This window comes from Sphingobium tyrosinilyticum (assembly GCF_042654265.1).
Classification (GTDB): domain Bacteria; phylum Pseudomonadota; class Alphaproteobacteria; order Sphingomonadales; family Sphingomonadaceae; genus Sphingobium; species Sphingobium tyrosinilyticum.
Map to the genome: position 1 here is coordinate 78199 of NZ_JBHSFZ010000058.1, position 26474 is coordinate 104672.

Annotated in this window: 26 protein-coding genes; 14 read left to right on the forward strand and 12 right to left on the reverse strand. The window is 61.5% G+C overall.

Going from position 1 to position 26474, the window contains the following annotated elements:
• Nucleotides 1-33 precede the first annotated feature (33 nt).
• The gene (locus tag ACFO3E_RS16320; protein ID WP_380806264.1) at nt 34-933 is read right to left on the reverse strand and encodes an NAD(P)-dependent oxidoreductase; all 900 of its coding nucleotides are present in this window, start codon (nt 931-933) and stop codon (nt 34-36) included.
• Between the two features lie 293 nt (nt 934-1226).
• Between ACFO3E_RS16320 and ACFO3E_RS16325 the strand changes: the two genes are divergently transcribed.
• Nucleotides 1227-2420, forward strand: a complete 1194-nt coding sequence (locus ACFO3E_RS16325) for an NAD(P)/FAD-dependent oxidoreductase (RefSeq protein WP_380806266.1) — start codon at nt 1227-1229, stop codon at nt 2418-2420.
• A gap of 38 nt (nt 2421-2458) precedes the next feature.
• Here the strand turns inward: ACFO3E_RS16325 and ACFO3E_RS16330 are convergent, their stop codons facing one another.
• Nucleotides 2459-3238, reverse strand: a complete 780-nt coding sequence (locus ACFO3E_RS16330) for an SDR family oxidoreductase (RefSeq protein ID WP_380806269.1) — start codon at nt 3236-3238, stop codon at nt 2459-2461.
• Nucleotides 3239-3402: 164 nt separating this feature from the next.
• Here ACFO3E_RS16330 and ACFO3E_RS16335 point away from each other — a divergent pair, with 164 nt between their 5' ends.
• Nucleotides 3403-4359, forward strand: a complete 957-nt coding sequence (locus ACFO3E_RS16335; protein WP_380806272.1) for a quinone oxidoreductase family protein — start codon at nt 3403-3405, stop codon at nt 4357-4359.
• 49 nt (nt 4360-4408) lie between these two features.
• On the opposite strand, the gene ACFO3E_RS16340 is transcribed toward ACFO3E_RS16335, so the two are convergent.
• The 3 genes from ACFO3E_RS16340 to ACFO3E_RS16350 are packed head-to-tail and all read right to left on the reverse strand — an operon-like array spanning nt 4409 to nt 7299.
• On the reverse strand, nt 4409-5125 hold the full coding sequence (locus ACFO3E_RS16340; protein WP_380806275.1) for a FadR/GntR family transcriptional regulator: 717 nt from the start codon (nt 5123-5125) through the stop codon (nt 4409-4411).
• A gap of 3 nt (nt 5126-5128) precedes the next feature.
• Complete coding sequence (locus ACFO3E_RS16345) at nt 5129-6043, reverse strand: DUF3237 family protein (RefSeq protein ID WP_380806277.1); 915 nt, start codon at nt 6041-6043, stop codon at nt 5129-5131.
• Nucleotides 6044-6090: 47 nt separating this feature from the next.
• A complete protein-coding gene (locus tag ACFO3E_RS16350; protein ID WP_380806280.1) occupies nt 6091-7299 on the reverse strand; it encodes a CaiB/BaiF CoA transferase family protein in 1209 nt (402 codons plus the stop codon).
• A 129-nt stretch (nt 7300-7428) separates the two neighbouring features.
• Here ACFO3E_RS16350 and ACFO3E_RS16355 point away from each other — a divergent pair, with 129 nt between their 5' ends.
• Genes ACFO3E_RS16355 through ACFO3E_RS16390 form a run of 8 tightly spaced genes read left to right on the forward strand, consistent with a single transcriptional unit; the run spans nt 7429 to nt 15706 of the window.
• Nucleotides 7429-9006, forward strand: coding sequence for an acyl-CoA synthetase (locus ACFO3E_RS16355; RefSeq protein ID WP_380806282.1), 1578 nt, complete (start codon nt 7429-7431; stop codon nt 9004-9006).
• Nucleotides 9003-10085, forward strand: coding sequence for a phosphotransferase family protein (locus tag ACFO3E_RS16360; protein ID WP_380806283.1), 1083 nt, complete (start codon nt 9003-9005; stop codon nt 10083-10085). Before ACFO3E_RS16355 ends, ACFO3E_RS16360 begins: the two co-directional genes overlap by 4 nt.
• A gap of 3 nt (nt 10086-10088) precedes the next feature.
• Entirely contained in the window at nt 10089-10862 is a 774-nt protein-coding gene (locus tag ACFO3E_RS16365) for an SDR family NAD(P)-dependent oxidoreductase (protein ID WP_380806286.1), read from the forward strand.
• 17 nt (nt 10863-10879) lie between these two features.
• Nucleotides 10880-12046 (forward strand): acyl-CoA dehydrogenase family protein, encoded by a 1167-nt coding sequence (locus ACFO3E_RS16370; protein WP_380806289.1) that lies wholly within the window; start codon nt 10880-10882, stop codon nt 12044-12046.
• Between the two features lie 34 nt (nt 12047-12080).
• Nucleotides 12081-12506: a DUF3237 domain-containing protein gene (locus tag ACFO3E_RS16375; RefSeq protein WP_380806291.1), complete on the forward strand. Its 426-nt coding sequence runs from the start codon at nt 12081-12083 to the stop codon at nt 12504-12506.
• Nucleotides 12507-12517: 11 nt separating this feature from the next.
• Entirely contained in the window at nt 12518-12973 is a 456-nt protein-coding gene (locus tag ACFO3E_RS16380) for a DUF3237 family protein (RefSeq protein ID WP_380806293.1), read from the forward strand.
• A gap of 46 nt (nt 12974-13019) precedes the next feature.
• Nucleotides 13020-14288, forward strand: a complete 1269-nt coding sequence (locus ACFO3E_RS16385) for a cytochrome P450 (RefSeq protein ID WP_380806295.1) — start codon at nt 13020-13022, stop codon at nt 14286-14288.
• A gap of 11 nt (nt 14289-14299) precedes the next feature.
• Nucleotides 14300-15706, forward strand: coding sequence for an aldehyde dehydrogenase family protein (locus tag ACFO3E_RS16390; protein WP_380806298.1), 1407 nt, complete (start codon nt 14300-14302; stop codon nt 15704-15706).
• 172 nt (nt 15707-15878) lie between these two features.
• On the opposite strand, the gene ACFO3E_RS16395 is transcribed toward ACFO3E_RS16390, so the two are convergent.
• Nucleotides 15879-17057 (reverse strand): thiolase family protein, encoded by a 1179-nt coding sequence (locus ACFO3E_RS16395; protein WP_380806300.1) that lies wholly within the window; start codon nt 17055-17057, stop codon nt 15879-15881.
• Nucleotides 17058-17179: 122 nt separating this feature from the next.
• Nucleotides 17180-18295, reverse strand: coding sequence for a hypothetical protein (locus ACFO3E_RS16400; RefSeq protein ID WP_380806302.1), 1116 nt, complete (start codon nt 18293-18295; stop codon nt 17180-17182).
• A gap of 155 nt (nt 18296-18450) precedes the next feature.
• Between ACFO3E_RS16400 and ACFO3E_RS16405 the strand changes: the two genes are divergently transcribed.
• Genes ACFO3E_RS16405 through ACFO3E_RS16415 form a run of 3 tightly spaced genes read left to right on the forward strand, consistent with a single transcriptional unit; the run spans nt 18451 to nt 21562 of the window.
• Nucleotides 18451-18750: a high-potential iron-sulfur protein gene (locus tag ACFO3E_RS16405; protein ID WP_380806305.1), complete on the forward strand. Its 300-nt coding sequence runs from the start codon at nt 18451-18453 to the stop codon at nt 18748-18750.
• A gap of 32 nt (nt 18751-18782) precedes the next feature.
• The gene (locus ACFO3E_RS16410) at nt 18783-19082 is read left to right on the forward strand and encodes a hypothetical protein (RefSeq protein ID WP_380806307.1); all 300 of its coding nucleotides are present in this window, start codon (nt 18783-18785) and stop codon (nt 19080-19082) included.
• A 5-nt stretch (nt 19083-19087) separates the two neighbouring features.
• Complete coding sequence (locus ACFO3E_RS16415) at nt 19088-21562, forward strand: glycoside hydrolase family 2 TIM barrel-domain containing protein (RefSeq protein ID WP_380806309.1); 2475 nt, start codon at nt 19088-19090, stop codon at nt 21560-21562.
• A gap of 42 nt (nt 21563-21604) precedes the next feature.
• On the opposite strand, the gene ACFO3E_RS16420 is transcribed toward ACFO3E_RS16415, so the two are convergent.
• From ACFO3E_RS16420 to ACFO3E_RS16440, 5 genes are read right to left on the reverse strand one after another with little or no spacing between them, the layout of a single operon-like run.
• Entirely contained in the window at nt 21605-22678 is a 1074-nt protein-coding gene (locus ACFO3E_RS16420) for a Gfo/Idh/MocA family protein (RefSeq protein WP_380806312.1), read from the reverse strand.
• Nucleotides 22675-23547: an SDR family NAD(P)-dependent oxidoreductase gene (locus tag ACFO3E_RS16425; RefSeq protein WP_380806315.1), complete on the reverse strand. Its 873-nt coding sequence runs from the start codon at nt 23545-23547 to the stop codon at nt 22675-22677. Before ACFO3E_RS16425 ends, ACFO3E_RS16420 begins: the two co-directional genes overlap by 4 nt.
• Nucleotides 23548-23583: 36 nt before the next feature.
• A complete protein-coding gene (locus ACFO3E_RS16430; protein WP_380806318.1) occupies nt 23584-24240 on the reverse strand; it encodes a Dabb family protein in 657 nt (218 codons plus the stop codon).
• Nucleotides 24237-24581 (reverse strand): hypothetical protein, encoded by a 345-nt coding sequence (locus ACFO3E_RS16435; protein ID WP_380806320.1) that lies wholly within the window; start codon nt 24579-24581, stop codon nt 24237-24239. Before ACFO3E_RS16435 ends, ACFO3E_RS16430 begins: the two co-directional genes overlap by 4 nt.
• A 10-nt stretch (nt 24582-24591) precedes the next feature.
• A complete protein-coding gene (locus ACFO3E_RS16440) occupies nt 24592-25227 on the reverse strand; it encodes a nuclear transport factor 2 family protein (RefSeq protein WP_380806322.1) in 636 nt (211 codons plus the stop codon).
• A gap of 215 nt (nt 25228-25442) precedes the next feature.
• Here ACFO3E_RS16440 and ACFO3E_RS16445 point away from each other — a divergent pair, with 215 nt between their 5' ends.
• Nucleotides 25443-26462, forward strand: coding sequence for an NAD(P)H-quinone oxidoreductase (locus ACFO3E_RS16445; protein WP_380806324.1), 1020 nt, complete (start codon nt 25443-25445; stop codon nt 26460-26462).
• The last annotated feature ends 12 nt before the right edge of the window (nt 26463-26474 follow it).

Sequence of the window (26474 nt, forward strand, 5' to 3'; positions counted from 1 at the left end):
GGCAACGGGCGGCCCTTGGCCGCCTGTCCCGCGTCAATCCAGAGTAGAGCGCGCGAAGTAACTCGCAGTCTTTGCGAAGGCGGTGATGTTGATCCCGGCCTGCTTAGCCGCGGACATTGCGCTGGCGACATCCTTTTCCAAATAGTGTCGGACATCGGCCAACATCGCGTCCGGTGAGAGCGCGCCTGCTCGCGCGAACAGGTTCATCGCATAACTGCCCCCGCTGCTGCGTTGGATGATGGCGGCTAAGTGGTCAGTGCTGAGGCCTTGTGCCTGTCCCATCTGCAGCATCTCAGCCGCATTCATGAGATTGGTCGCGAACAGCAGATTGTTGAACAGCTTGGTCAGCTGTCCAGAACCGATGCCACCGACATGCTCGATATGGGCGGCGTAGCTCTCCAAAGCGGGGCGCGCGCGCTCGAGCGCCTCAGTTGAGCCACCAGTCATCAGGGTCAATTCTCCGGCCTCCACGTCAGCGGGGCCACCGCTGAAGCAGGCGTCGAGCAGCGTGACACCAGCATCGTCAGCGGCTTCGGCGATCCGTTGCAACATAGCGGGTGACGCTGTTGTGTGAACGACGAGCAGAGCGTCGCGGCGCATTGCGGCAAGCGCGCCCTCGCCAAACAGGACGGATTCGAGCTGACTTTGATCATAGACGCACAAAAAAAGCGCGTCGCTCGTCTCGGCCAGCGCCCTGTAGTCAGACGTGACGGCGGCGCCCGCCGATTCGGCATCGTTACGTCCCCTGCCACGCGGATGCACAGTGACAGCAAAGCCCGCCCGGCGCAGCCGCTTAACCATCTGCGTTCCGATCTGCCCGAGCCCGATCCATCCGATATTCATGATGCTACACTCCTGCAAACCCCGCTTTTTGACAGCTCTGCAAAGACTGTTGCTGGAGAGGGCGCCACCGTCAAATCGAGACGCGATCACGCCGTGCCCGCGATATTGTATGGCGCGCTTTGCATTGGATGGAGGCGAGATTTATTGACTCGCCCAACGAGGTTCGGAGAGGCCCATGGACTACAGGATCACGTTCGAGGAATGTTCCCCGACATCCGTGCATCGACCGCGCCCGCTGCGCTCCAGCTAGGATACATGTGCGCCGGGCGCGGTAGGCGAGGTCTGATTATCACCCTCTCGACGGCGGATCTGGTCTTTGCCGGATTTCACAAGACAGGTGCGCGGAGTCGAAGCGGCCTGACCGCATCTAGGAGCAAGAAGAGTTGCAATCCGTCATTATTATCGGCGCTTCACTGGCCGGGTTGAATGCCGCTGAAACCCTGCGGCGCGAAGGCTATGTGGGCCGCCTGCTAGTCGTGGGCGAGGAGCCACATTTGCCCTATGACCGGCCGCCCCTCTCGAAGGAAATTGCGCGCGGCGAATGGCCGGTGGAAAGGACCGCGCTCGATATCGACGCTATTCTCGACGATGTCGAATGGCGGCTCAGTACGAAGGCTACCGCCCTTGAAGCTTTGACGCGCACCGTCACCTTCGCAGATGGGAGCCGCGAAAGCTATGACGGCATCATAATTGCCACCGGCGCCGCGCCGCGCCGCCTTGCGGGGGACGCGATGTCCGGCGTTCATGTCCTGCGCACCCGCGAGGATGCGGTGGGGTTGGGAGCGGATCTTGCCCGTCCGGACGCACACATCGTGATAGTCGGCGGCGGCTTCATCGGACAGGAAGTAGCGGCTTCGGCGCGCAAGTTGGGCCGCCGAGTTACGATGCTGGAAGCCGTCGCCCCCGCCGCTCATGTGCTCGGCTGCGAAATGGGTGAGATGCTGGCGGCGCTGCACCGTCGTAACGGCGTCGACGTTCGGCTGGGCGTCGCCGCAACCGCCTTCGAGGGCGAGGGTCGGCTGAAACGCGTTCAGTTGAGCGATGGCACCGCAATCGACGCTGATGTCGCGCTGTTAGGCATCGGCGTGGTTCCCAATAGCGATTGGCTAGAAGGCTCGGGCCTCACCATCGAAAATGGCGTGCTGTGCGATGAAAGCTGCCTCGCCGCGCCCGGCATTGTCGCCTGCGGTGACGTCGCGTGCTGGCCTAACCTGCGCAATGGCGAGACGCGGCGCATCGAGCATTGGGATAATGCTCTTCGCCAAGGAGAACATGCAGCCAAGCGCCTGCTGGCGGAGGCAGGCGGCGACCATCCGGGCCCATATGCGCCGGTGCCCTGGTTCTGGACCGATCAATATGGGCAGAAACTGCAACTGTTGGGGTCGCCAGTTAGCCATGACGAATTGCGTTTCGTGATCGGATCGTCCGGAGAAGATAAATTCGTTGCGCTCTACCGGCGTGGAGATCGCTTGACCGCAGCCATTGCAATGGGTCTGCCGGCCAAACTCAACAAGTTTCGCAAGCTCCTGGAAAACAGCGCCAGCTGGGAAGAGGCGCTGGCTATCAGTGCGGCATGAACATGAGGAGGGATGGTGATGTCATCCCTCCTGCCTTGTCAGCGAGGCTGCATGCGGATCGCGCCATCGAGGCGGATCGTCTCACCGTTCATATAGGTGTTCCGGATAAGTTCGAGCGCAAGGCTGGCATATTCGGCGGGGATGCCCATGCGCTTAGGGAAGGGCACTTGAGCGTTGAGCGCGTCGATCATTTCCGGCGGCGCGCCATCAAACGCGGGAGTTAGGAAGATGCCGGGCTGAATCGTGTTGATGCGAATGCCCTCACGCGAAAGGTCGCGAGCGATCGGGAGCGTCATTCCGACGATGCCAGCCTTGGCAGCGGCATAAGCGGCTTGGCCCATCTGTCCGTCCGTGGCGGCAGCCGAGGCGGTACTGACTAGCACGCCACGCTCCCCATCGATCGGGTCCAAAGTCATCATGCCGGCCGCGCTGTGGGTGATGCAGCGGAAGGTACCGACGGTGTTGAGCCGGAGCACCCATTCGAACTTGTCTGCGGGGAAGGGCTGGATTGCACCAGTCGTCTTGTCCCGCCGCACCGTAGGGATCGCATTGCCTCCGCCCGCGCAGCAGATGAGTGCCCGCTCCTGACCCTGCCTCCTACGCGCTTCGGCGAAAGCTTCGGCCACGCTGTCATCAGACAGCACATCGCAACGCACGAATGTCGCTCCTGTCTCGCCCGCTGTTTTCTCGCCGCTTTCGGGATTGAGATCGAAAATGGCGACGTTCGCTCCGGCGGCGCGCAGTGCCTTGACGGTGGCAAGGCCGAGGCCCGAAGCCCCCCCAGTCACGATGGCTGACAGATCGGAATCGATTTTCATGATGCGTCACTCCAGGGCATGTGATGCCGTCATGTGCGCTCCTTCTCCGCAACATGCCAGACGGCTGAGTCTGGCATCGTAGCGGCGATGAAGCGGATCTCGACTGTCATGATGCGGGTCGATCGGGCATGCCGTGCAAGAATAGTCTCCATTGAGGGTGGACCATGAAAGCAGCGATCTACGACAGCAACGGCGGTCCCCGTGTCTTGCGCTATGTCGATGTGCCCGATCCTGTTGCGGGGCCAGGAGATGTGCTGATCCATGTTGAGGCAATCAGCATAGAAGGCGGCGACCTGATGGGCCGCCGTTCCGTAACGCCCGGCGACCCGCCACGCGTGAAAGGCTATGTTGCGGCAGGCCGGGTCATGGCAGTTGGAGAAGAGGTGGCAGATTTCCAGATTGGCGATCGAGTGACGAGCTTCGCGGCCGAGGGGTCGCATGCCGAACTGCGTGCGGTTCCGGCTACGCAATGCTGGCGGGTACCGACGGACATGGACCTGCCGACGGCTGCCGCAGCGCTGGTGCCGTTTGGAACCGCCGGGTTGGCACTTAAGCTCGGTGGCCTCCGAGGGGGAGATGTCGTGCTTGTGCAGGGGGCGAGCGGCGGAGTGGGTGTGGCGGCAGTCCAGATCGCCCATAAAGCAGGCGCGCGGGTGCTAGGCACCGGTAGCGAAGCGGCGAGCCTGGAAGCGCTGAGAGTTTATGGACTGACCGATCCGATCGTGACCGATACTATAACGACCAACGAGTATGTGCGAAGTCTGCTCGGACAAGGCGTCGATCTCGTGATCGACAATGTCGGCGGGCGCGCCGTAACGATCGGGCTAAAGGCCCTGGCCGACGGCGGGCGTCTGGTATTGGTGGGGTTGTTCGATCACGATGTCCAGCCGATTGATCCCATCACACTTCTGGTACGCCGGCTGACGGTGGTAGGTTGTTACCTGGGGCCGATCATCGCGGAGCCTTGGGTCCGAGCGATGATTGATAACATGCTTCTACGGATCGCGGCTGGCGATCTTAGTGCACCCATTGACCGGATTTTTCCCTTGAACCAAGCTGCTGCCGCACATGAGCGAGCCGAGGCGAGGGGGCGGATCGGTCGGGTGGTCATGGTGCCATGAAACGCTAACGGCGCGCGTGAATTGGTGCTGTTCATCGCTGATGTTCGGGCTAGCAGATGGGGCGATCCATTTCGATATGTGCCAGTTCATAGCCGCGGCGGAAATCGTCGATATGCCGTTGCATCCAGTCGCGCGCTTCCTTGATGTGGCGAGCCTGGATCGCGGCAACAATGTTGCGGTGGGCTGCAAGCAGGCGGTCCGAAACGTTTAGCCGCAACATGACTTCTTCGAACGCGGGATAGAAGAGCTGGCCGAGCGGTTCACGCATCATTTCCAGCGCGCGACTCTGCGCGGCGATCGCGACCAGCTGGTGGAAGGCGATGTCGAGCGCGACCAAACTCTCGCCCTGCGCGATCGCTGCTTCAGTCGCAGCGAGATTGTCTTCCAGTTGCGCGATATGATCAGCATTCGCGCGTTCAGCCGCAGCGGCGGCGCAGGCCGGCTCCACCGCGCGCATCGCCTCATAGAGCTCCCGGAACGTCACCTGTTGACTGAGCATGACGGACGTGACACGCCGAGTGACATCAGCAGGCTGCGGAATGCGCACCCGCAGCTTCTTTCGCCCTGCTTCCCGCGCGATCAGCCCATTTTGTTCCAAGGTCCGCAGCGCCTCACGCACAGTTGAGCGATTGACGCCCAGCGAGACGGCCATCGCGCTTTCCGTGGGCAGCGCGTCCCCGGGCTCGATCTGCTTCGCCAAAATCTGCTGTTCCAGCTGGCGCGCGACCAGTTCGTAGCTGCGCTCGGTGTGCACACCGCTGCTCATCTCTCAGCGCAATGCATAGTAGAAATATTCCGCGCCATCGCCACGGAAGAACCCATAGCCGACCGTCTGAACCTCATTCATCCAGTCGTGCGGACCGGAGGGCACTTCGAACAAAGCAGCCGTCACCCAACTGTGCTTTGCATATTGCGACGAGGCGCAGCCGGTATAGCTCATGAAAATCTCGGTTCCATCATCCGCCTTCAAGAAGGTCTCCATATCGTATTGCATTAGCGACACGTCACCGCCGGGCAGCATACGGTGCGGTCCCCAGGCGAAACCGGACAGGAAATCGCCGCTTCCCAGACGCGGTCCTTCAAACTTGCCGCCACCTTCGGCCAGCGTGAAATAGCGACTGCCAAGCGGCGCTTCCAGCTTGTGTCGAATGGCGCCGGGGACATGGGCGCTACGGCGGCGCAGAATGAAGTCGGCGGGCAGCCCCTCTTTTTCCGCCCACGCACGTTCGTCGTCAGGTCCTTCTGCCGGTTCGCTGCCCGTGACGGCATATATTTCCAAGATCGTGTCGTCGCCATCCTCACGGCCGTGACCGACCGCCTGAATGCCGTTTAGCCAGCCGAACGGCCCTTCCGGTGCCTGAAACAGCGCCTGTACGCGTGACTGGCCGGGACCATAGACGGCCGAGGAGCGGCCGCGAAATTGCAGCAGCACGATGGCGCCGTCCTCGGCCTGCAGGGTGATGCCGGCATTATAGGCGCGCAAGCTTCCATCGTCGCTCACCCGGCCATAGTCGGTCGCCAGTAGCTCTAGCACTTTACCGGTCATGGCCGAGCCCGACACGGTCCCGCCTACCGCTTTTTCAAATCGGCGCCGGCCGAAGGGGCCGACAAAGTCGTAGCTGTGCTTGCGCAGCCCTTCCAAGCGCACCGAAAACAGGTGTTTCACCGGAATCTGGAAGGTCATGGCATCCTCTCTTTTGTCTGCTTTCTCTAAAGCTTAATCTGGACTGATCAGGCGTCGGGAATTTGTCCTACCGCGCCGCTTGTCCGCAAAGCGGCAATCGCCGCTTCATCATAGCCCGCTTCCGCCAGCACCTCGTCGCTATGCTGGCCAAGCAGCGGCGGCGGCGTGCGCAGTTCGCAGGGCGTCTCCGACAGCTTGATCGGGAAGCCCAGCTGTGGGATGCGGCCCTCGCGCGGATGGTCGATATATTGTAGCATCTGCCGGTGCCGGGAATGTTCCTCGGCAAAGGCTTCGGCCATGCTCAGCACCGGTCCAAAGGGCAGGTCGGCGGGCGCGAGCCGCTTGACCCAATTGTCGCGTGTGTCACTGGCAAACAGCGCGGCGAGCCGTTCCTTCTGCCGGTCGGCCGCTTCGCCCAGCGGCCACTGTTCCGCCTTCAGCTCAGGCAGGTCCACCGCGTCGCAGAAACGGTCCCAGAAATGCTCCTCTATAATGCCGAGCGCGACATCCTTGCCGTCCGCACAGCGATAGACATTGTAGCACGGAGCCTGGCCGATGAATTGCCGTTCGCCGCCCCGCGGCTCGACGCCGGCAAAGAGATAATCGGGCGCATGCAGCGCCAGCCAGGACACCGAACCGTCGAACATGGAAATGTCGACGAACTGGCCCTTCCCGGTCTTGCCGCGTGAAATGAGCGCCGCGAGGATGCCGGTCGTCGCCATCAGTGACCCTCCCCCCACGTCTGCGATCGACAGGCCGGGGACGATGGGCGGCTTGCCCGGCGTGCCGAACAGCTGGAGCGCCCCTGCCTCGGCCAGGTAATTGAGATCGTGGCCCGGCGCGAGCCGCTTCGGTCCGTCCTGGCCGTAGCCAGAAATCGAGCAGAAGATGATGCCGGGATTGACCGCCTTCATTGCCTCATAGCCGATGCCAAGGCGGTCCATGACGCCGGGTCGGAAACCTTCCAGCACGACATCGGCCGTTTCCACCAGCTTGAACAGCGCTTCCTTGGCCGCAGGCACTTTGAAGTCTAGCGTCACGCTGCGCTTGTTGCGGTTGAGGAGCAGGAAGGAACCAGACTCGGTCTTCGCCATCGGCGGGAAGGTGCGGTTATAGTCGCCGCCGACCGGATGCTCGACTTTGATAACATCAGCACCCATGTCCGCCAGGATCTGCGAGGCGAAGGCGCCTGGCAGCAGTCGGGTCAGGTCCAGCACTTTGATGCCCCCCAGTGCGCGATTCGATCCCTGCGACAACTTCAATCTCCTCAGATCCCTATCGTGCGCACGCTAATGCAACGACACGCTAGCATTTTCTGTCGGACCAAACTAACCCTGTCAATGCCGACTCATCAAACATCATGGCGCATGGAGGGCGTGTAGAAAGTGTCGAACCTGTCGCATCCGCCTTATTTCAATTTCGGCCGTGATGTCGTTGATCATTGGGCGAAGTCCAAGGATAAGCCAGCGCTGATCTGGGTGGCCGCCGACGGACGTGAAGCGAAATTTTCCTTCAGCGATGTCGCGCGAATTACGGCGAAGCTGGCATCTTCTCTGGTGCGCGCAGGGATCGGAAAGGGCGATCGCGTGCTCGTGATGATGCCACGCATTCCTGAATGGCAAATCGCTATGGTCGCCTGCCTCAAGTTGGGTGCAGTGGCTGTCCCCTGCATCGAAATGCTGACTGCGAAAGACATCGCTTATCGCGTTGAGCGAGCGGAGGTGAAGGGGGTCATCACTACAGCAGCGCAAATATCTAAATTCGTTTCTCTGTCCGACAATCTTGTCGTCAAGGTCGCAGTGGGCGGTGGTGAGGGTTGGCTCGATTTTGCTGCGCTGGTGGAAGCGGGAGATGAGACTTTCACCCCGATCGAGGTGGCGGCCGAAGACCCGGCGTTGCTCTATTTCACCAGCGGCTCGACTGGCCAGCCCAAGGGTGTGCTGCACGCGTCGCGTGGTATCTGGCACTGGCGTCATTCGGCAGCGGAATGGCTCGACCTCACGTCTGACGATCTTATGTGGTGCACCGCCGACACTGGCTGGAGCAAGGCCGGGACAAGTATTCTGTTCGGCCCGTGGAGTTGCGGTTCATGCGTGCTATTCTATGACGGCCCATTCGATGCAGCCGAGCGACTGCGGCTACTGCAGCACTATGGGGTCACCGTCTATTGCGCCGCGGGCACGGAGATACTGCGCCTACTCGATCAGCCCACGGGCAATTATGACCTATCTCGCCTGCGTCGCACCGTTTCTGCGGGCGAGGCGCTCAGTGAAGTTGCGATCGCTGGCTGGCGCAGGGCCACTGGAGAGACGGTTGCCGAAGCATATGGCCAGACAGAATCGCTGATGTCGATCGGTCACCGTGCCGACACGGGTCACAAGCCCCAGTCCATGGGCAAGCCACTCGCCCATAATGAAATGGCGGTGATCGATGATGATGGGCGCGTCCTGCCCGATGGCGCCGTTGGCGAGTTGGCGATGCGCGCACCCAACCCGCAGCTGATGCTGGGCTACTGGAATGATCCGGAACGCACCGAAAACTGCTATATTGACGGGCCAGACGGCCGCTGGTTCCGTACCGGTGACCGCGCCGAACGGGATGAGGATGGTTTTTTCTTCCATCGCGGTCGACGGGACGATGTCATCAATAGTTCGGGTTATCGCATCGGTCCGGCTGAGGTAGAGGATGTGCTGCTGGCCCATCCTGCTGTGGCCGAAGTGGGTGTCGTCGGTGCGCCGGATGCAGCACGTGGTGAGCTGGTCTGCGCCTATGTGGTGCTGCGGCCTGGCCAGGAGGTCACAGCGGCGGACTTGCAGGCCTTTGCCAAGGCGCAGACCGCACCCTACAAATATCCACGCATCATCCGCTTCATGAACAAACTGCCCAAGACATTGACGGGCAAGATCCAGCGCAATGTGCTGCGCGATCATGCCGTGCGTGAAGCGGCCAAGGACGAGGAATGATGATGTCACCGATCAGCGCGCCCGCTGGCGCGGTGTTGCGCTCGCTCGAAGAGAGCGCCGTCTCCTTCGATTGGGACAATGTCGCCTCCTATCTCGCGGGACATGGCCTCATCCTCGACCTCAGCGAGCCGCCGCGCCGCTTCGCCGGTGGGCTTGCCAATATCAACATGCTGCTGCGGATCGACGGCGGTTATGCCGTATTCCGACGCCCGCCCGATGGTCCCTTGCCGAAGGGCGCGCATGACATGAAGCGCGAGCATCGGGTGCTGCATGGCCTCGCGCCGGTGCTGCCGCTGGCGCCGCGCAGCCTGCATTTCTGCGAGGATGGCAGCGTCGCGGGCGCTCCGTTCCAGATCCTGGAGTACCGCGGAGGCCGCAGCGTGCGCGGCTCTGACATCGCGCCGCTTCCGGACACGGCGGAAACGGGTGCGACCCTGTCGCGCCTGTTGATCGATACGCTGTCGCAGATCCATGCCGTCGATACAGATGCGGCGGGTCTTGGCGATCTCGGGCGACCAGAGGGTTTCCTTGCCCGCACCATATCGGGCTGGATCGCGCGGGGCGATGCCATCCTGAAAGGCCAAATGTGCGCAGCGGGACGAGAAGTTGCTGACTGGATGCAGGCTCAACCCGCACCCGACGCCGATCCGGTCCTGCTGCACAACGACTTCAAGCTCGACAATGTCTTACTAAAGCCTGACGTAATCGCGCCGGAGGTCGTGCTCGATTGGGACATGGCAACCCACGGCGATCCGCTGGTCGATCTGGCGACGCTGCTCAGCTACTGGACAGAGCCTGGCGACCCTCAATGCATGATCGCGCTCGACCAGATGCCGACCGCTCGGTCCGGCTTCCTGTCGCGTGAGGATGCAGCCAACGCCTACGCCGCGAGCAGCGGCCGTTCGCTCGACAATTTCCGCCTGCACCGCGTCCTGGCGATATTCAGGCTGGCCGTAGTGTTTCATCAGCTCGCTGCCTTGAAAGTGAACAATCCCGCGGCCACACCGCAGCAGGCCGCACTGAACCCGGATGATCTGTTTATTTTCGCGCTCGACGTCGCTCGAGGAAAGATGTTTTAATCCATGCATAATCTGTTGAATGAAGATTTTACTGGCCGCGTCGTAGTGGTCACCGGGGGCGGACGCGGCCTTGGCAAGGCGATTGCAAGAGCCTTTGTCGATGCCGGCGCGCGGGTGGCGATCATTGGTCGAAATGAGGCAATGCTGGGTTCTGCGGCAGAGGATCTGACGATGAGCGGGGCGGGCAGCGCTCATCCCTATCCCGCCGATGTCGCTGACGAGCCAGCGATGATCGCGCTGGCAGAGCGTATCGCAGCCGATCTCGGTCCGGCGGACGTGCTGGTCAACAATGCCGGGATCAACCCCTGGTACCGCAAGGCCGAACGCACACCGATGGAGGAATGGCGCCAGATCATTGACGTAAATCTGACCGCTGTTTTCCATTGTTGCCAACTGTTCGGGCGGCAGATGCTGGTCAAGGGCGAAGGCTCTATCATCAATATCACATCAGTAGCCGGTCATGTCGGACTTGCACGCTCAGCGGCTTATAATGCCACCAAGGGCGGGCTGGAACTCCTCTCCAAGAGCCTGGCGATCGATTGGGCGGGCCACAAAGTGCGCGTAAACACCGTGGCTCCAGGCTACCTTGAAACAGACCTCACTTCGGGCCTTCAAGCCAATGAGGGGCTTGCGAGCAAGGTCATCGCGCATACGCCGCTGGGTCGCTTTGGTTCCGTCGATGAGGTGGTCGGCGCCTGCCTGTTTCTCGCGTCGTCCAGCGCAAGCTACATCACCGGGCAGGCCCTGCGCGTCGATGGCGGGTTCACGGCAAGCTGAATTTTGGAGAATATGCAATGAGTGAACGCGCCAACGCTATTGCCGCGAACGTCGAGTCCTTTGTTCGCAAGGTGGTAATCCCCTATGAGAATGATCCGCGCCTTGGTCATCACGGGCCGGCTGAGGATCTAGTCGAGGAACTGCGCGGCAAGGCGCGCGAGGCTGGCGTTTTGACCCCGCATATCCTATCCGACGGATCGCATCTGACGCAGCGCGAAACTGCGATCGTCCTCAAGAAGAGCGGCCTGTCGATCCTGGGCCCCGTCGCGGTGAACACTGCAGCCCCGGACGAGGGCAATATGTATCTGCTCGGCAAGACCGCGACGCTAGAACAGAAAAAGCGCTTCCTGGAGCCGTTGGTAGCGGGCGCACGGTCAGCCTTCTTCATGACTGAGCCCGCAGCGGAAAATGGCGCCGGGTCCGACCCATCCATGCTTCAGGCGACCGCCGTGCTCAACGGCAACCATTGGGTCATCAACGGGCGCAAGGCCTTCATTACCGGCTTTGAAGGCGCGAAGGTCGGCATCGTCATGGCCAAGAGCGAGGCGGGTGCAACGCTGTTCTTGGTCGACTTGCCGAGCCCCGAGATCAAGTTGGTCAAGGTTTATGACACCATCGACAGCTCCATGCCCGGTGGTCATGCGCTTGTGTCGATCGATGATTTGCGAGTGCCCGCCAACCAGATGCTTGGGCAGCCGGGCGAAGCGTTCAAATATGCGCAGGTCCGCCTCAGTCCAGCGCGCTTGTCGCACTGCATGCGCTGGCATGGCGTCGCGACCCGTGCACAGGAGATCGCAACCGCCTACGCTTGTAAGCGCCAGGCGTTCGGTAAGCCGCTGGTCGATCATGAAGGCGTCGGCTTCCAACTTGCCGAAAACTTAATAGACCTCAAGCAGGCCGAACTGATGATCGACTGGTGTGCTGATGTGCTCGACACGGGCGACCTGGGCACCGTGGAAAGCTCGATGACCAAGGTCGCCGTTTCCGAGGCGCTGATGCGCGTCGCCGATCGCTGCGTGCAAGTGATGGGTGCAGTCGGAGTGTCCGGCGAGACGATGGTGGAACAGGCTTTCCGCGAGATCCGGGCCTTCCGCATATATGACGGCCCGACCGAGGTGCATAAATGGTCCCTGGCCAAAAAAATCAAACGGAGCTTTGCGCAGCAGGAAGCAATGCAATCGTGACGCGAGCCGATCGCGCACTGACGAGGAGAGAGGGATGACCGATATAGCCACAGCACTTCCGGTCGAGTTTCTTTTCACGCTGCGGCTGAATGGCAGCAGGAAGCCGGAATATCAGTTTGACACGCCCTGGGGCACTCGGCGCGAGACACGCGCTCGCGGTGGGACTTTTGAGGGACCACGGCTGTCGGGAGAAGTACTCGACGGTCTGGCCAACGATTGGGGTTCGGTAAGCGAAAGCGGTATCGGCGCGTTCGATGCCAACATCACGCTCCGCACTAGCGACGGTGAACCGATTTTCATGCCCTTTTACGGCCGACAGGATGCTGACGGGCGGGTTCGCATCTCGCCGATGTTCGAGGCTTCGCATGGCCCCAATGCGTGGCTGACCGAGATACAGGCGATCGGCATCGGCGGGCCCGAAGGCGATGATCTCGTCATTGACATCTATGCTGTTCAGTGAGGGAGGGGAAGATGAGCAAGACATTGACTGAACTACCCGTCCAGTTCCTGTTTCGTTTGATCGGGGAGGCTGCGGTTGCGGGCGATCAGCGGGCAAAGGTCTCGGGCCCGATGGGCGGCCGCTATATGAGCACTTCGACCAAAGGTGGGCCGTTGGAAGGTCCGCGCATCAAGGGGCAGATGCTGCAGGGTTTCGCGTGGGGGCCGCATCGCATGGCCGAAGGCGCCGGCTATGGGCATATGCATTACGACGTGAAGGTGCTGCTGTTGACGGAAGATGGCTATCGCATCCTCATGCGCTACCGGGGTACAAACTCGCCGGCCTACGCGGACGGCAGTTGGCGGACCGGCGTAGTGTTTGAGGCGGAAAAGGGCCCTTATGAATGGCTTAACGCCCTCCAGGGCATCGGTATCGGCCGCAAATTGGGTGATGCTGTCGAATATATGATCTACGCCGTTACGGCATGAAGCGGCGATGCGCTCAAGATTGAGCCGTCGCCAGGGGAGACTGAAAATGCAGGTGTCACAGGAAATCGCGGACATCATCGTTGATCCGGCGGCCTATGCACAGGAAAAGCCAGTGGACGATGCGTTCACCTGGTTGCGTGCCAACGCGCCCTTTGCGCAGATGCAGCCCGAGGGATACATGCCGATCTGGGTGGCAACCCGCCAGGAGGAAATCCAGAATGTTGAACTGCGCACCGATATATTCTCTGCCGCGCAGCGTCTGCCCATCCTGACGACTGAAGCTGTTTTCCGTGAGCGTGAAAAGAGCGGTTTTACTGGCGCGCGCACGTTGGTGTCCATGGACGATCCCGACCATGTCGAATTTCGCCGGTTGACCCGTTCCTGGTTCCTGCCAAAAAATCTTAACAATTTGGAGCCGCGCATTCGGGAGATCGCACGTGCATCCGTAAATCGCATGTTCGAACTGGGTGGAGAGTGCGACTTCTCCCGCGATATCGCGCTCATGTATCCGCTGCGCGTGATCATGGAAATCCTCGGCGTCCCGCAGGAGGATGAGGCCATGATGCTCAAGTTGACACAGGAATTTTTCGGCACCCGTGATCCTGAACTGAACCGCGCGGGCGGAGATGCTGCGAACGACTCTGTAAAGGCGCAGCAGGCCCTTCAGGCAACCATGGCACAGATGACGGATTATTTTGTCGCTCTGATCGAAAACCGCCGCGGCACCCCGACTTCCGACCTCGCCAGCGTCGTCGCTAACGGCCGCATTCATGGCGAGCCGATCAGCGTTGGCGACGCACTGGGATATTACATCATCACCGCCACAGCCGGCCATGACACGACATCGAGCACCACCTCGGTCGGCATGTGGACATTGGCGGAGCGACCCGATCTACTCAAGACCCTGCGAGAAGACCCATCGCTGATCCGGCCCTTTATCGACGAGGAAGTGCGTTGGGCCTCGCCGGTGAAACATTTCATGCGCACGGCCATGCATGACGTCGAGATCGCCGGACAGCAAGTGCGTAAAGGCGATTGGGTCATGCTAAGCTATCCGTCGGGCAATCGCGACGAACGCGTGTTCGACCGACCGTTTGAGTTTGACGTCACTCGCAAGCCCAACCGCCACATCTCCTTTGGCTATGGTCCGCATGTCTGCCTCGGTCAGGCGTTGGGCATGATGGAGATGCGAATATTTTGGGAAGAATTGATCCCACGGCTGCAGAGTGTCGAACTGAGCGGCACACCGACGCGGATGCTGTCAAACTTCGTATGCGGCCCCAAGGCCGTTCCCATACGCTATGAGATGAATTGAGGAGTCGGGTCATGGCAACATCCCATAAGCTGCTGATCGACGGAAAGCTGGTTGACGGCGAAGAAACGCTCGACGTCATCAACCCGGCGACCGGCGACATCTTCTGCACCGTACCCCGTGCATCCACCGCGCAAGCTGAGGCGGCGATCGCGGCCGCGAAGCGGGCCCATCCCGGATGGGCCGCTACGCCCGTCGCCGAGCGCGGGGCGCTGCTTTCCAAGTTTGCCGATGCCATTGCGGCGCGGACCGAGGAACTGGCACGCGTGCTAGTCCAGGAACAAGGCAAGCCTTTAGCCCAGGCGATGGGGGAGGTCGGCTATGCCGCCTTTTTCGTGCGCCATTTTGCCAAGCAGGAGTTGAAGCCACAGGTGCTGCAGGACGACGCGGCCTATCACATCGAGGTGCACCATAAGCCCCTTGGCGTCGTCGCGGGGATCACACCGTGGAACTTCCCCTTTCTGATGCCGATCGGCAAGATAGCGCCGGCGCTGATCACCGGAAATTGCTTCATTCTGAAGCCGGCGCCGACCACACCGGTCGTGTCGCTGCTGATCGGGGAGATAGCGGCGGAAATTTTCCCGGCAGGTGTCTTTAGCGTGTTGGTCGACAATAATGATTTGGGGCCGCTGCTGACCTCGCATCCCGATGTCGCCAAGGTCAGCTTTACAGGATCGACCCCGACGGGGCGCAAGATCATGCAGTCGGCCGCATCAACGCTAAAGCGCCTGACGCTGGAACTGGGCGGCAATGATGCGGCGATTGTACTGGACGACGCCGATGTCGAAAAGGCTGCAAAAGGGATAGCGGGCGCTGCCTTTATGAATGCAGGCCAAGTTTGCATCGCCGTGAAACGTGCCTATGTCCATGATGCGGTCTATGACGCGATGTGTGAGGCGCTGGCAAAGGCGGCGCGGGACATGCATCCGGGTAACGGGCTGGAGCAGGGCGTGACCATGGGTCCGATCCAAAATCGCACGCAGTTCGAAAAGGCAAAGCAATATCTGAACGTCGCCCGTCGAGACGGAACGGTCATCGCCGGCGGAAAGGCGCAGGACGGCAAGGGTTATTTCATCGAACCGACTGTCGTTCGTGATATCACCGATGGTTCGCCACTTGTCGATGAAGAGCAGTTCTCGCCCATCCTGCCGGTGATCCGCTTTGATGATTTGGATGCCGTGATCGCGACAGCCAATGCGTCTGAGTTTGGTTTGGGAGGATCGGTCTGGTCGACCAATATTGAACGCGCTACTGACATCGCGCAGCGTATCGAAAGCGGTACGGTCTGGGTTAACCATGCCTCGCATCTCACACCCGCTATCCCATTTGGGGGCGCGAAGCAGTCGGGCTTGGGTGTCGAATATGGCCAGGAAGGTTTGGAGGAATATACGCAGAAGTCGGTCATCAGCATCGCGCATTGAGGCGAGCCAACCATCGATGCTACGTTCGCCCTGACGCTGTCGAAGGCCTTATAAGAGGCTTTGATCGGCTCAGCCGAACGAAGTGGTTAGATCCGATATCGTGCGCAATGCCCTAAGAAACAGGAAATTACCATTGAGGCTCGCCGGATATCAATCCGGCGAGCCTTTTCTATCACAGCACTTCGATGGCGACGGCGGTTGCTTCGCCTCCCGCGATACATAGCGAAGCAATGCCGCGCTTCAGTCCACGCGCTTTAAGCGCCGCGATCAGGGTCGCGATAATGCGCGCACCGCTTGCGCCGATGGGGTGGCCGAGCGCGGTCGCGCCGCCATTTACGTTGATCTTCTCTTCGGCAATGCTGAGATCGCGCACGGCGATCATCGCCACGGCGGAAAAAGCTTCGTTCACCTCGAACAGATCGACGTCCTCGATGGACCAGCCAGCCTTTTCGAGCACCTTGCGGATCGCGAACACCGGGGCGGTGGTGAACAGCGCGGGTTCCTGCGCATGGGCGGCAGCGGCCACAAGACGCGCTTCCTTCGTCATGCCTAGCTGTTCCGCGACATCGGCCCGCGTGAGTACCAGTGCGGCAGCTCCATCGGAAATAGAGGCGGATGATGCAGCGGTAATCCCACCATCCTTCGCGAAGGCTGGCTTAAGGTTGGGGATCTTGGCGGGATTGGCATTGCCCGGCTGTTCGTCCGTGTCGACCAAAACCTCGCCCGATCGGCTCTTCACTGTCACCGGGGCGATTTCGCCTGAAAAGGCGCCCGAGTTGATGGCTTCGTTCGCGCGTGAGAGGCTGCGGATGGCGAAGGCGTCCATCGCCTCGCGTGTGAACTGATAATCGCGTGCGGTGTCCTCGGCAAATGCGCCCATCGGCTTGCCTTCATAGGCGTCTTCAAGGCCGTCGCCCATCAGCGCATCGACGATCTTGTCATGGCCCATTCGGGCCCCGGCGCGATGCTTGGGCAGCATGAAAGGAGCGTTTGTCATGCTTTCCATGCCGCCAGCCACCGCAACCTTGATAGCCCCTGCCGTCAATGCCTCGGCTGCCATGATTGTGGCTTGCATGCCCGACCCGCACATCTTGTTAAGCGTGGTCGCCTCGACCGAATTAGGTAAACCGGCACCCAATGCGACTTGGCGGGCAGGGGCCTGACCTAGACCGTGCGATAACACATTGCCCATATAAATGCGTTCGATCGCCTTGGGATCGACGCCGCAGCGCTCAACCGCGGCCTTTACGGCCGTGATACCCAGGTCGGTTGCCGGAACGCCGGCAAACACGCCTTGAAACCCGCCCATCGGAGTGCGTGCATAGGACGCGATGATGATGTCACTATCCATAAGGTCCAATCCTGTTGAAACCTTATCAGCTATAGGCTCAACGCTCTCGTCGGTCCCCTCGCCTGTGAAAGAACGAGAAAGACATCGCTGGGGCGGAGCGCCGTGCCGTCTGGGGCGCCAAATCATTGCTCGGCGGAATTGAGCAATACGCCCTTTTCAAAGATGAAGGCAGGCGTCGCTGCGAAATTGAGCGAGGATGATAGGCTTGTGCATTGCCCAGTTTGGGGATCGCGATCACCGTCTGCCATCAACCTCAGTGCGCGGCGCACCGAAGCGCACTCCAGGCCGGCAGTGTTGGCAACGCCGGGCCCGCCGATGCGCGGTACGGCAATGGCGTTGTCAATCGGCCGATAGCCACCGGCCTCACCTTTGAGCAATCCTTCCGGCGTACGCGTCACCCGCAGACGGAAATGCCGCAAGATCAATTCCCCGCCCGTCGAGCCTAGCCAATTATAGGGGATAACGAGATCTCTGGGATCCGTCGTCAGCAAGCCCCCCTTGATCTGCCCCTTCATGATCGTCCGCCCTTTTCCACTGTCAGACAGGGTAAGGCTCGCACCGGGCGTGATCTGTTGCTTCACATCCAGCGTCAGGCGATCGGCTGCGGGCGCGATCAGCACTTCGACTTCCGGGTCATCTTGCCAATTGTCCACACCGCTCACCAACACTACGGTCGGATTCTCCACCCAATTATGTTCGGGCTGATGCTGAGCGTTTTCGGCGCCGCGCCAAAAGGTGTTGCACCCGATTACCCGAAACAGTTGATTGTCGATCCCCTTTTCACCTGAGGGGCTGACGAAACTATCGTGCGAGCAGGTGCCGGGTGCGGTCTTTCCTGGCGTCGCGCCATCGAGGTCAAAACCATAAGCAACCTTGCTTTTATTTAGCTTCTGCGGAGGGCGATCGGGCGTGTCGAAGAAATCGGCGTCCGTGCAGATATCCTTGCCCTCGGGACCAAATACATAGTCGATCTTATATTTTTTCTCCAACTCCTCGGCATGTTCGGGTTTTAGCAGCCGGGCGCGCTCGGCGGGGGGCTGGGTGAGAAGAAAAGCGTCCCGGGTGGTAGGCGATCGACCTTCGGGACAATCTACCTTTTCCGATCCGCGATAGAAAGCGGTCGTCAGCTCTGACAAGGCAAAGCCGTAGGTTCTTGCTGCGGCCGGGGTAGCCACTGCCAACAAGGCGCAGCCAGCAAATAATCCCGCAAAGCGCATTGGGGTGCGATCGGTCATCATGCATCCTCCGATATATTATGCGACACAATAAGTGCATTTAACCTGCCTTGCACGGATTTATTTCAAAATTTGAATTGAAAATAGGATAGGGATTGTATGATATAGGCCATCGATCGCGCGGACGGGTGGCGTGATCGGGTTAGGAGGAGAGGATCATGAACTTTCGCGCCGGCGAATTCGGCAGGAGACCTGTGCTCGCGATGTTGGGAGTGATGTCGGGTATTCTGTGGGGCGGAGCGGCCGCGGCTGCCTGTTTTGATGCTGCCAAGCTGCCAGATGCCGGTATCCGGAGGAGTTTGAACTTCAAGCCTGTCTCCCCTGACCCCAAAAAGTCTTGCTCGGGATGTGCTTTCTTTGTCAACGGCGCGCAGGGAGATTGCGGCAAATGCGCGATCTTTAACGGCGGCCCCGTTTCTGCCCAGAGCGTGTGCGATTCCTGGGCAGCCAAGAGCTGAACCATCCATTTTTCTGCTGGAGTAGCCTCTATATGGAAGCGCCGACCTATATTGCGTCGACTGCCTACGAACGCCCCGCCATCCACGACTACAGTTACGGCACGAAAAGCGTGTCGATACTGGAACTGATGAACGCATCGGCCGCCTGGGCGATCGTGCTGAAGCACTTGCCCTTCATGCCGATGTTCGTGCAGTCGGAGGATATCAAGCCGGCTCTGGGCAATATGAGCCTGGAGGATCTGGCGGTGTTCACCACCATGCTAAAGCCGATGCTGCCGGCGCTCGACAAGGAATTGGCCACCCTTCCCCGGGTGCCGGGGAAAGGAGCGTGACGTTGGTGGACCGCATCGATCTCAATCGTCGCGACGTGCTGATCGCAACGGGCGCTTCGTCGCTTTTGATGGCAGGCGGCGTGGCGGAAGCCGCGCCCGCGCCGCGGATTGGTCGCGGACAGAGTTTCGACCTGGGCTGGCGCTTTCATCGTGGAGCGGGGCACGGCTTCGAAGCGCCGGGCTTCAACGATGGCGCCTGGCGCGCGGTCGATCTGCCGCACGACTGGAGCATCGAGGATCTTCCGGCCGGAGAAGGCCGCGGCGGCAAAGTGGTCGGGCCCTTCGCTGAAAAGGCGGAAGGCGGCACGGCCGTCGGTTTCGCGGTGGGCGGCGAAGGCTGGTATCGCAAGCGATTTCGTTTGTCCGCACCGAGAGGCGGCCGCGTCGAGCTACTATTCGACGGCGTCTATATGGACAGCGATGTCTGGCTCAACGGTCACCCGCTGGGGAGTAATGCGAGCGGCTACACGCCTTTCGCCTACGACCTGACGCCCCATCTGTCGCCCAGCGGCGAAAATGTCATCGTCGTGCGCGTGCGCAATGAAGGCCGCAATTCGCGCTGGTATTCGGGCTCGGGCATCTATCGCCATGTTTGGCTGGACGTGCTGCCGCAGACGGCCCGGATCGAGCGTTGGGGCGTGGTCGTCAACACTCGCCGCATCGCGAACGGAGAGGCGGAACTGGACATCGCGACCGCGTTACAGGACGCAGGCCAGGGCGATATAGTGGTATCGCGGATCAAGGATGCGGCGGGCAAGACCGTCTGGCAGGCCCAGGTTCCAGTGGCTCACGCGGCCGAACAGTCAGCGTCGCTTAACGCGCCCAATCTCTGGTCCCCGGACACGCCCAATCTCTACACGCTGGAAACGGAATTGCGGCGTGGCGGGCGGGTGCTCGATCGAACGGAGACCGTGTTCGGCGTGCGCATCGTCACGTTCGATGCGACTACCGGCATGACCATCAACGGCACGCCGACCAAGCTGCGCGGTGGCTGCATACATCACGACAATGGCCTGCTGGGCGCTTGCGCCTTCGATGCTGCGGAGGAACGCAAGGTCGCGCTGCTGAAGGCGCGTGGCTATAACGCGGTGCGGCCCTCTCATAATCTCTTCTCGCCGGCCTTCTTCCGGGCTTGCGACAAGATCGGCCTGTTCGTGGTCGGCGAAACCTTCGACACCTGGCATCATCCCAAGAAGCCGCAGGACTATTCCACCGTCTTTGCCAAGCGCTGGCGCCAGGACTTGGACACGATCATCCGCAGCACCCGCAATCATCCAAGCGTCGTGATGTGGAGCATCGGCAACGAGATCCCCGACCGCAACACGGAGGAGGGGATGGCGCTGCAATGGCAGATCGTGAACGCCGTGCATCGGATTGATCCGACCCGGCCGGTCACGGCTGCGATCAACGGCTTCCCAGGCCATAGCGTGACCCCTTCGGCCGTGACCGCGCGGGCGGGCAAGGGCGGTAAGGCCGATGACATGAGTTCGGTTTTTCTTGATCTTGTCGGGTACAACTACAAGCTCGCCGACTACGGAGCGGACCATGCGCGTTTCCCCGACCGTGTCTTTTTCGGCACCGAAAGTTTCGCGAAGGACGTCGTCGCAATCTGGGATTTGACTGATCGATCGCCTTGGCTGATCGGTGATTTCGTCTGGACCGCCATGGACTATCTGGGCGAAGCGAGCATCGGGGGCAGCACGCTGGTGCCGAAGGCGAATGCGAACATGCCGGTGATGCCGACGACTTGGCCATGGGTGAACGCCGATTGCGGCGACATTGACCTGATCGGCCAGCAAAAGGCGCCATCTCTGGCACGCGACGTCGTCTGGGGCATCAGTCCGCTGGAAATAGCGGTCCAGCAGCCAATGGCGGATGATAAGACCGAATTGCTCAAAGCCTGGGGCTGGTCGAATGAAGCGCAGAGCTGGACCTGGCCGGGCAGCGAGGGCAAACAGCTCGCCGTGCGTGCCCACAGTAGCGGCGACAAGGTCGAGCTGCACCTCAACGGCAAGCTGATCAACAGCAAGGCGGTGGAAGCCAAGCGCGTCGAGTTCTCCGTCCCCTATGCGCCCGGCACGCTGGAGGCGGTCGCCTTCCGGGGCGGCAAGGAGATCGGCCGCCGCACATTGACGACGGTTGGCAAGCCGGCCGCGATCCGAGTGACGGCCGAAAAGCCGCGCGGCGGTGCGGGGCGTGGCGATGTCAGCTTCCTGTTGGTCGAAGTGGTGGACGCGCAAGGCCGCCGCGTGCCCGGCGCCAAGCTGCCGTTGACGGCGTCGCTGTCAGGGCCGGCCGATATGGTGGGCTTTGGCGGAGCCAACCCTCAGGCGATCGGCAGCTATCAGGCGAGCACCGCGGAAAGCTGGGACGGCCGCGCGCAGTTGGTCGTGCGGGGGCGCGGCTCGCGCGGAACGGTGGGCGTCGAGGTGAAGGCCGCGGGCCTTGCAAGCGGACGCGTCGCGCTGCCGCTGACGTAAAAATTCAGGGGCCGGCGGATCGTCCGCCGGCTCCCGCTTCATTCAGATAGTCTGGCGAACGCCGGTTTCGGATGCCACGTCGATGGCATCGAGCAGCCTCGTCAGCCGCACAGCCCGGTTGAAGTCGGGCAGACTGTAGCTACCCTCCGCCAGATCGCGGGCGAGCACGGCATAGGTTTCCGCCAGGTTGACCGGCGGTCCGACCAGATCGGGCGCAACTGCTTCGGGCAGCGGGTCGATGGCAAAGCTGGTCTCTACCTTCAATTTGGCGATTTGGCAGGTGCCCGGCACAGTGCCCGTTACCTTGATCCAGCCCTTGTCCCCGACGATCTCGAACTCGGCAGGGCGATCATGGCTGCCGCCGACCACTTCCAAAATCGATACGCAGCCATTCTGATGGATGCCGGTCACGAGCATGTGGTCCGCGCAGGTCCGGTCGACAAATTCATCGGTGCCGGTGACGCGGACCTTCTTGCGCAGGATCGAATTGCGCGCGTCCACCTGCGCATAAGGGCCGACAAGCGCCTCTAAGGACGACAAGGTATGCCCGCCGCCAATCGTTTCCAGCGTTGCCCCGTTCCGCCTGTCCTGCAGATAGGCATAGTGCGGTGGCGATTCCGCGCCCCATGCGCCCGCCGATCCGAACGCACGCAGCAGCTGGACATTGCCGATCGCGCCATCGCGCACCAGCTTGCCCACGACGCGGACCGCCGGGGCCTGCTCGCCCTGAAGGCCGACCACGGCGTGGACGCCCTCCGGCACGGCAGCGGCCATTTCCTCCGCTTCGGCAAGGTCGACGCCCAGCGGCCATTCGCAATAGACATGCTTGCCCGCTGCTAGTGCCGCCAGCACGACGCTGCGATGCTCGGGCACCTTGACGGTAACGACCACCAGGTCGACGTCGGGCGACCGCACCATTTCAAGGGAGTCGCCAAAGGCCTTGCTCGCGCCGAAATGGGCGGCGGCGGCTTCGGCCTGTGCCTGGTCACGCGCCGAAACGGCTGCGATGCGATAGAGCGAGGACAGGCTGCGCAGCGCGTCCAGATGCGCGTCGCGGGCCCAGCCGCGCTGAGCATTGGCGCCGACGATGCCGACGCGGACCGGTGCGCCGCTCATGCGTTCACCGTCGCGCTACGATCGACCAGCACCGTCTTGCCGTCGAGTGACATGGTCGAACGACCGATCTCATCGAGATATTTGTGGCTCCACGCGATCACGCCGGTTTGCTCGGTCGGTTCCTTCGATACGAGCGCCAGTGCGGCTTCGGCCATTTGCTCGGGAATTTCGAACACCGGCGAATTGGGGTCCATGCCCAGGCCCAGGCTGTCGAGGCCCGGTGTATAGACGCCGCCCACCGGCCCCAGCACGTTGACGGCAATATTATGCGTGAAAACTTCCGCAGCGAGGCCCGCGCTGAAGCGATGCATGGCAGTCTTCACCGCGCCATAGAGCACATAGTCGCCGAAATATTTCATATGCTCTTCAAACTTGCCCGGTTCGGGCCATTTCGTCGCGACGCTGGAACCTAGATTGAGAATCCAGCCGCGCTTGCGCTCGATCATCTGTGGCAGGACGAGGTGGCACAGGTGCCAGGGGCCGGTGAAATAGGCGGCGATCTGCCCTTCGGCCTCCGCGATCGTCATTTCCCAGGTCTTTTTGTAGAGCGCGGTTCCGGCGTTGTTGACCAGAATGTCGATGCCGCCAGTCGCCTGCGTGGCGTCAGCAATGAACTTCTCGCGGCTGGCGGCATCGTTGAGGTCCAGCGCCAGCGGAGTGGCCTTGCCGCCCAGGGCGCGGATCTCCTCGGCCGTTTCATGCACCGTCCCGGTAAAGCCGCTCTGCGGAACGTCGACGCTGCGCGCCCCCAGCACGACATGCGCACCGGCAGATGCAAGGCGGGCGGCGATCGCCTTACCGATGCCCCGGCTCGCGCCGGTCACGATTGCGGAGCGCCCCTCCAGGGGGCGGGCGGCGGTGTCAGCCATGTTTAGTCATCCTTCCTGTGCGGCGGCCTGCGCCATTTACTGCATGATCGATCCGTCGATTTCGGCCACCGCCTGGATGACGTGGCCCTCGACGATATATTGCGGGAGTTCGGCGTCGAAATAGGAATCCACCACGCCCCAGTGCAGCGGGTGGTCCATATACTCGCCCAGCAGGCCTTCGACGGAATCGAACTCCTGCTCCCAGACATGGGTGAAGCCCTTCGGGCCATCCATCGTGCTCACATTGCTGAGCGCCCAGCTTTTAATGGTGCTGATATATTTGGGGAACAGCAGCAGGTTGCTCTCCAGTTCGCGCACCGTCTCCTGATCTGCACCGGTAAAGGTGCGGAATATCAGAGCGCGCCAGATGCCCGGCCCCTTCTTGGCCACGCCCATGCGGGTCGTGCGATAGCCGAGCGCCGTTATCTGCGCGCCTTCGATCAACGGCGCGATCTTTTCGCGCCAGACCGGCGCGATCGGCGCCAGCAGGGAGTCATTCTCCGTAGCGAAGATGGTGCGCCAGACAATCTGCCCGGCGTGGATCACCGGCGCGGGCAGGATCGGCGCAATCCACGCCGACTGCACGCCGGGCAGTTCGCGAATGACGGCGCGCAGACCTTCGATGATGCGATCGCGATCAGCCTGGCGATCGGCCGGAAGCGTGAGAAAGCGCAGCGATACGAACTGGGTCATTGGCCTGCCTCCGGCTGGGCAGTTAGGAATTTGCGGGACCGGCGCACGGTCATGCGGTCGCTTTCCTGCCACCAGGCGTGCTTTTCATAGCGTTCGTCCAGCCCGTCGGGCAGGCGGCTGCGGCGCATGGTCCACCAGGCGCCGACGTCCTCGACCGACCAGAGATAGTAGAGGGTCGTCTCCAGTTCGTCGAAATCCTGCGCCGGCGGGTTTTGCCAGGCGCCATCCAGGCGCATGCCGCGCCGTTCCGCGCCGGGCATGTAGCGGGTGCGGTAGGCGTCGCGATATTGCGCGGCAAGGCCGGGCTTCACGACGATTTCGTCAAGGATCAGAATGCGCATGAAATGTCCTTCATTCGTCCTCGAAGCCGGCCGGGAGCGCGCCGGTGAAGACCATGTCTTCCCGGTCCCGCCGGCCGTAGATGAAACGGTCCTCGGCACCGGGGCGCTGAAGCACGCGATCGACCCAGGTGTCGCCCGAGGGCTCCACCTTCGTCCAGTCCCACAGCACCACGCGGCGGGCGATCTTCCATGGCCCGCCATCGCGTCGCTCGAAACGGTCGAGGTAACGGCCGCGCAGCGTCTCGTCGATCATCGTGCCGTCCGGGTCGCGGCCTTGGTGAAAGGATGTGAAATAGGATTCGGCCTGCGCCACCTCGCCGTCCAGTTCCACCAACACATTGCCGATCATATGCTGGGTGAAGATCAGCTTCGTATTGGCCAGGTTGTCGAGCACCTTTTTTACCGGTCCATTGAGGAAGCCGTGAAAGTCCTGGCCATCGGGATGAAAGGCATCAGCATAAAGCGCTACCTGGCCGCGATCGATGCCGCGCGCGATGCGGTAAATTGTCTCGGTGATTTCCTGCTTGGCCAGCAGATCGGCGATGGCCTGCTCCATCCGGTCCTCCCCGACTAAGTCCTGGAATGCAAGATCAGTATCCGCCTGTTGCGCCGCGATCAAGGACGGCAGGTCTCGCGCGCCGCTCATCGCGGGCACGGTAAGCGCCGCGAAATACGGTACTGCGGCCCGCGAGAATTGCCGTTTTCACAAAGCGCCTGCTCATGTCATCCTCAGATCTTCTCGCCTGTAGGAGCCGTGTCATAGGCTTGAGCTCCCAAAGTTCCAAGCATAATGATTCTAGCTATATGCATTTGGCGGATTTCTGGCCTAGTCTGGTTGAAAGCCATGAAGAGAGGGTGCACGTGACGACATCGGACGAAGGCCATTCACTGCCCGCGACCACGCGGGCAATTGAAATCAGCAAACCGGGCGGGCCGGACGTCCTGAGACTGGTTCCGCGCCAGGTGCCCCAGCCGGCTGCCGGCGAAATCCTGATCCGCGTGCGGGCGGCGGGCATTAACCGCGGCGATATCGTTCAGCGGCAGGGCCTATATCCCGCGCCACCCGGCATTACCGATGTGCCAGGATTAGAGGTGGCAGGCGAGATCGCTGCACTGGGGGAGGGCGTATCCGGCTGGCAGGTCGGCGAGAGCGTCTGTGCGTTGCTGGCGGGCGGCGGCTATGCTGACTACGCGGTCGCGCCTGAAGGTCAATGCCTGCCGTTGCCTGAGGGACTGTCGATGGTCGAAGGCGCGGCGCTGCCTGAAACGCTGTTCACATGCTGGACGACCTTGTTCGACCAGGGGCAACTCAAGGCAGGCGAGGCGCTGTTGATCCATGGCGGGTCGTCAGGCATAGGCATGACCGCAATCCAACTGGGCAAGGCTTTTGGTGCGCGGGTGATCGTAACGGCGGGATCGGACGAAAAATGCGAAGCATGCCGCGTGGCAGGCGCTGACGCGGCGATCAACTATCGAACGCAGGATTTCGTCGAGGAGGCGCGCGTCATCACCGAGGGGCGCGGTGTCGATGTGGTGTTGGACATGGTCGCCGGTGACTATGTCGGTCGCGATATCCAGATCATGGCGCCCCGCGGTCGGCATATCACGATCGGCGTGATGAGCGGCAAGAGCGAGGCGACGATCCCGATGAACCTGGTGCTGCGTAACCGGCTGGTCATCACCGCTTCCACCCTGCGCGGGCGTGATCTTGATGAGAAACGCGCCATTCGCGATGCGCTGCGCGATCAGGTCTGGCCGCTGGTTAAGGATGGCCGGCTGCGGGCCTATGTTCATGCCAGCTTTCCGCTCGCACAGGCGGGCGCGGCTCAAAGCGCGCTCGAGGCCAGCAACCATGTCGGCAAGATCATCCTGACCATGTGATGGAGTAGTCTG

Coding starts and splice junctions, on each gene's coding strand:
- ACFO3E_RS16440 (WP_380806322.1), bottom strand. CDS start 25,227: ATGAGCGGCGCGCGAGACCTGCCGTCCTTGATCGCGGCGCAACAGGCG.
- ACFO3E_RS16410 (WP_380806307.1), top strand. CDS start 18,783: ATGGAAGCGCCGACCTATATTGCGTCGACTGCCTACGAACGCCCCGCC.
- ACFO3E_RS16360 (WP_380806283.1), top strand. CDS start 9,003: ATGATGATGTCACCGATCAGCGCGCCCGCTGGCGCGGTGTTGCGCTCG.
- ACFO3E_RS16340 (WP_380806275.1), bottom strand. CDS start 5,125: ATGAGCAGCGGTGTGCACACCGAGCGCAGCTACGAACTGGTCGCGCGC.
- ACFO3E_RS16380 (WP_380806293.1), top strand. CDS start 12,518: ATGAGCAAGACATTGACTGAACTACCCGTCCAGTTCCTGTTTCGTTTG.
- ACFO3E_RS16365 (WP_380806286.1), top strand. CDS start 10,089: ATGCATAATCTGTTGAATGAAGATTTTACTGGCCGCGTCGTAGTGGTC.
- ACFO3E_RS16400 (WP_380806302.1), bottom strand. CDS start 18,295: ATGATGACCGATCGCACCCCAATGCGCTTTGCGGGATTATTTGCTGGC.
- ACFO3E_RS16330 (WP_380806269.1), bottom strand. CDS start 3,238: ATGAAAATCGATTCCGATCTGTCAGCCATCGTGACTGGGGGGGCTTCG.
- ACFO3E_RS16375 (WP_380806291.1), top strand. CDS start 12,081: ATGACCGATATAGCCACAGCACTTCCGGTCGAGTTTCTTTTCACGCTG.
- ACFO3E_RS16435 (WP_380806320.1), bottom strand. CDS start 24,581: ATGCGCATTCTGATCCTTGACGAAATCGTCGTGAAGCCCGGCCTTGCC.
- ACFO3E_RS16395 (WP_380806300.1), bottom strand. CDS start 17,057: ATGGATAGTGACATCATCATCGCGTCCTATGCACGCACTCCGATGGGC.
- ACFO3E_RS16420 (WP_380806312.1), bottom strand. CDS start 22,678: ATGAGCGGCGCACCGGTCCGCGTCGGCATCGTCGGCGCCAATGCTCAG.
- ACFO3E_RS16405 (WP_380806305.1), top strand. CDS start 18,451: ATGAACTTTCGCGCCGGCGAATTCGGCAGGAGACCTGTGCTCGCGATG.
- ACFO3E_RS16370 (WP_380806289.1), top strand. CDS start 10,880: ATGAGTGAACGCGCCAACGCTATTGCCGCGAACGTCGAGTCCTTTGTT.
- ACFO3E_RS16430 (WP_380806318.1), bottom strand. CDS start 24,240: ATGACCCAGTTCGTATCGCTGCGCTTTCTCACGCTTCCGGCCGATCGC.
- ACFO3E_RS16390 (WP_380806298.1), top strand. CDS start 14,300: ATGGCAACATCCCATAAGCTGCTGATCGACGGAAAGCTGGTTGACGGC.
- ACFO3E_RS16385 (WP_380806295.1), top strand. CDS start 13,020: ATGCAGGTGTCACAGGAAATCGCGGACATCATCGTTGATCCGGCGGCC.
- ACFO3E_RS16335 (WP_380806272.1), top strand. CDS start 3,403: ATGAAAGCAGCGATCTACGACAGCAACGGCGGTCCCCGTGTCTTGCGC.
- ACFO3E_RS16425 (WP_380806315.1), bottom strand. CDS start 23,547: ATGGCTGACACCGCCGCCCGCCCCCTGGAGGGGCGCTCCGCAATCGTG.
- ACFO3E_RS16345 (WP_380806277.1), bottom strand. CDS start 6,043: ATGACCTTCCAGATTCCGGTGAAACACCTGTTTTCGGTGCGCTTGGAA.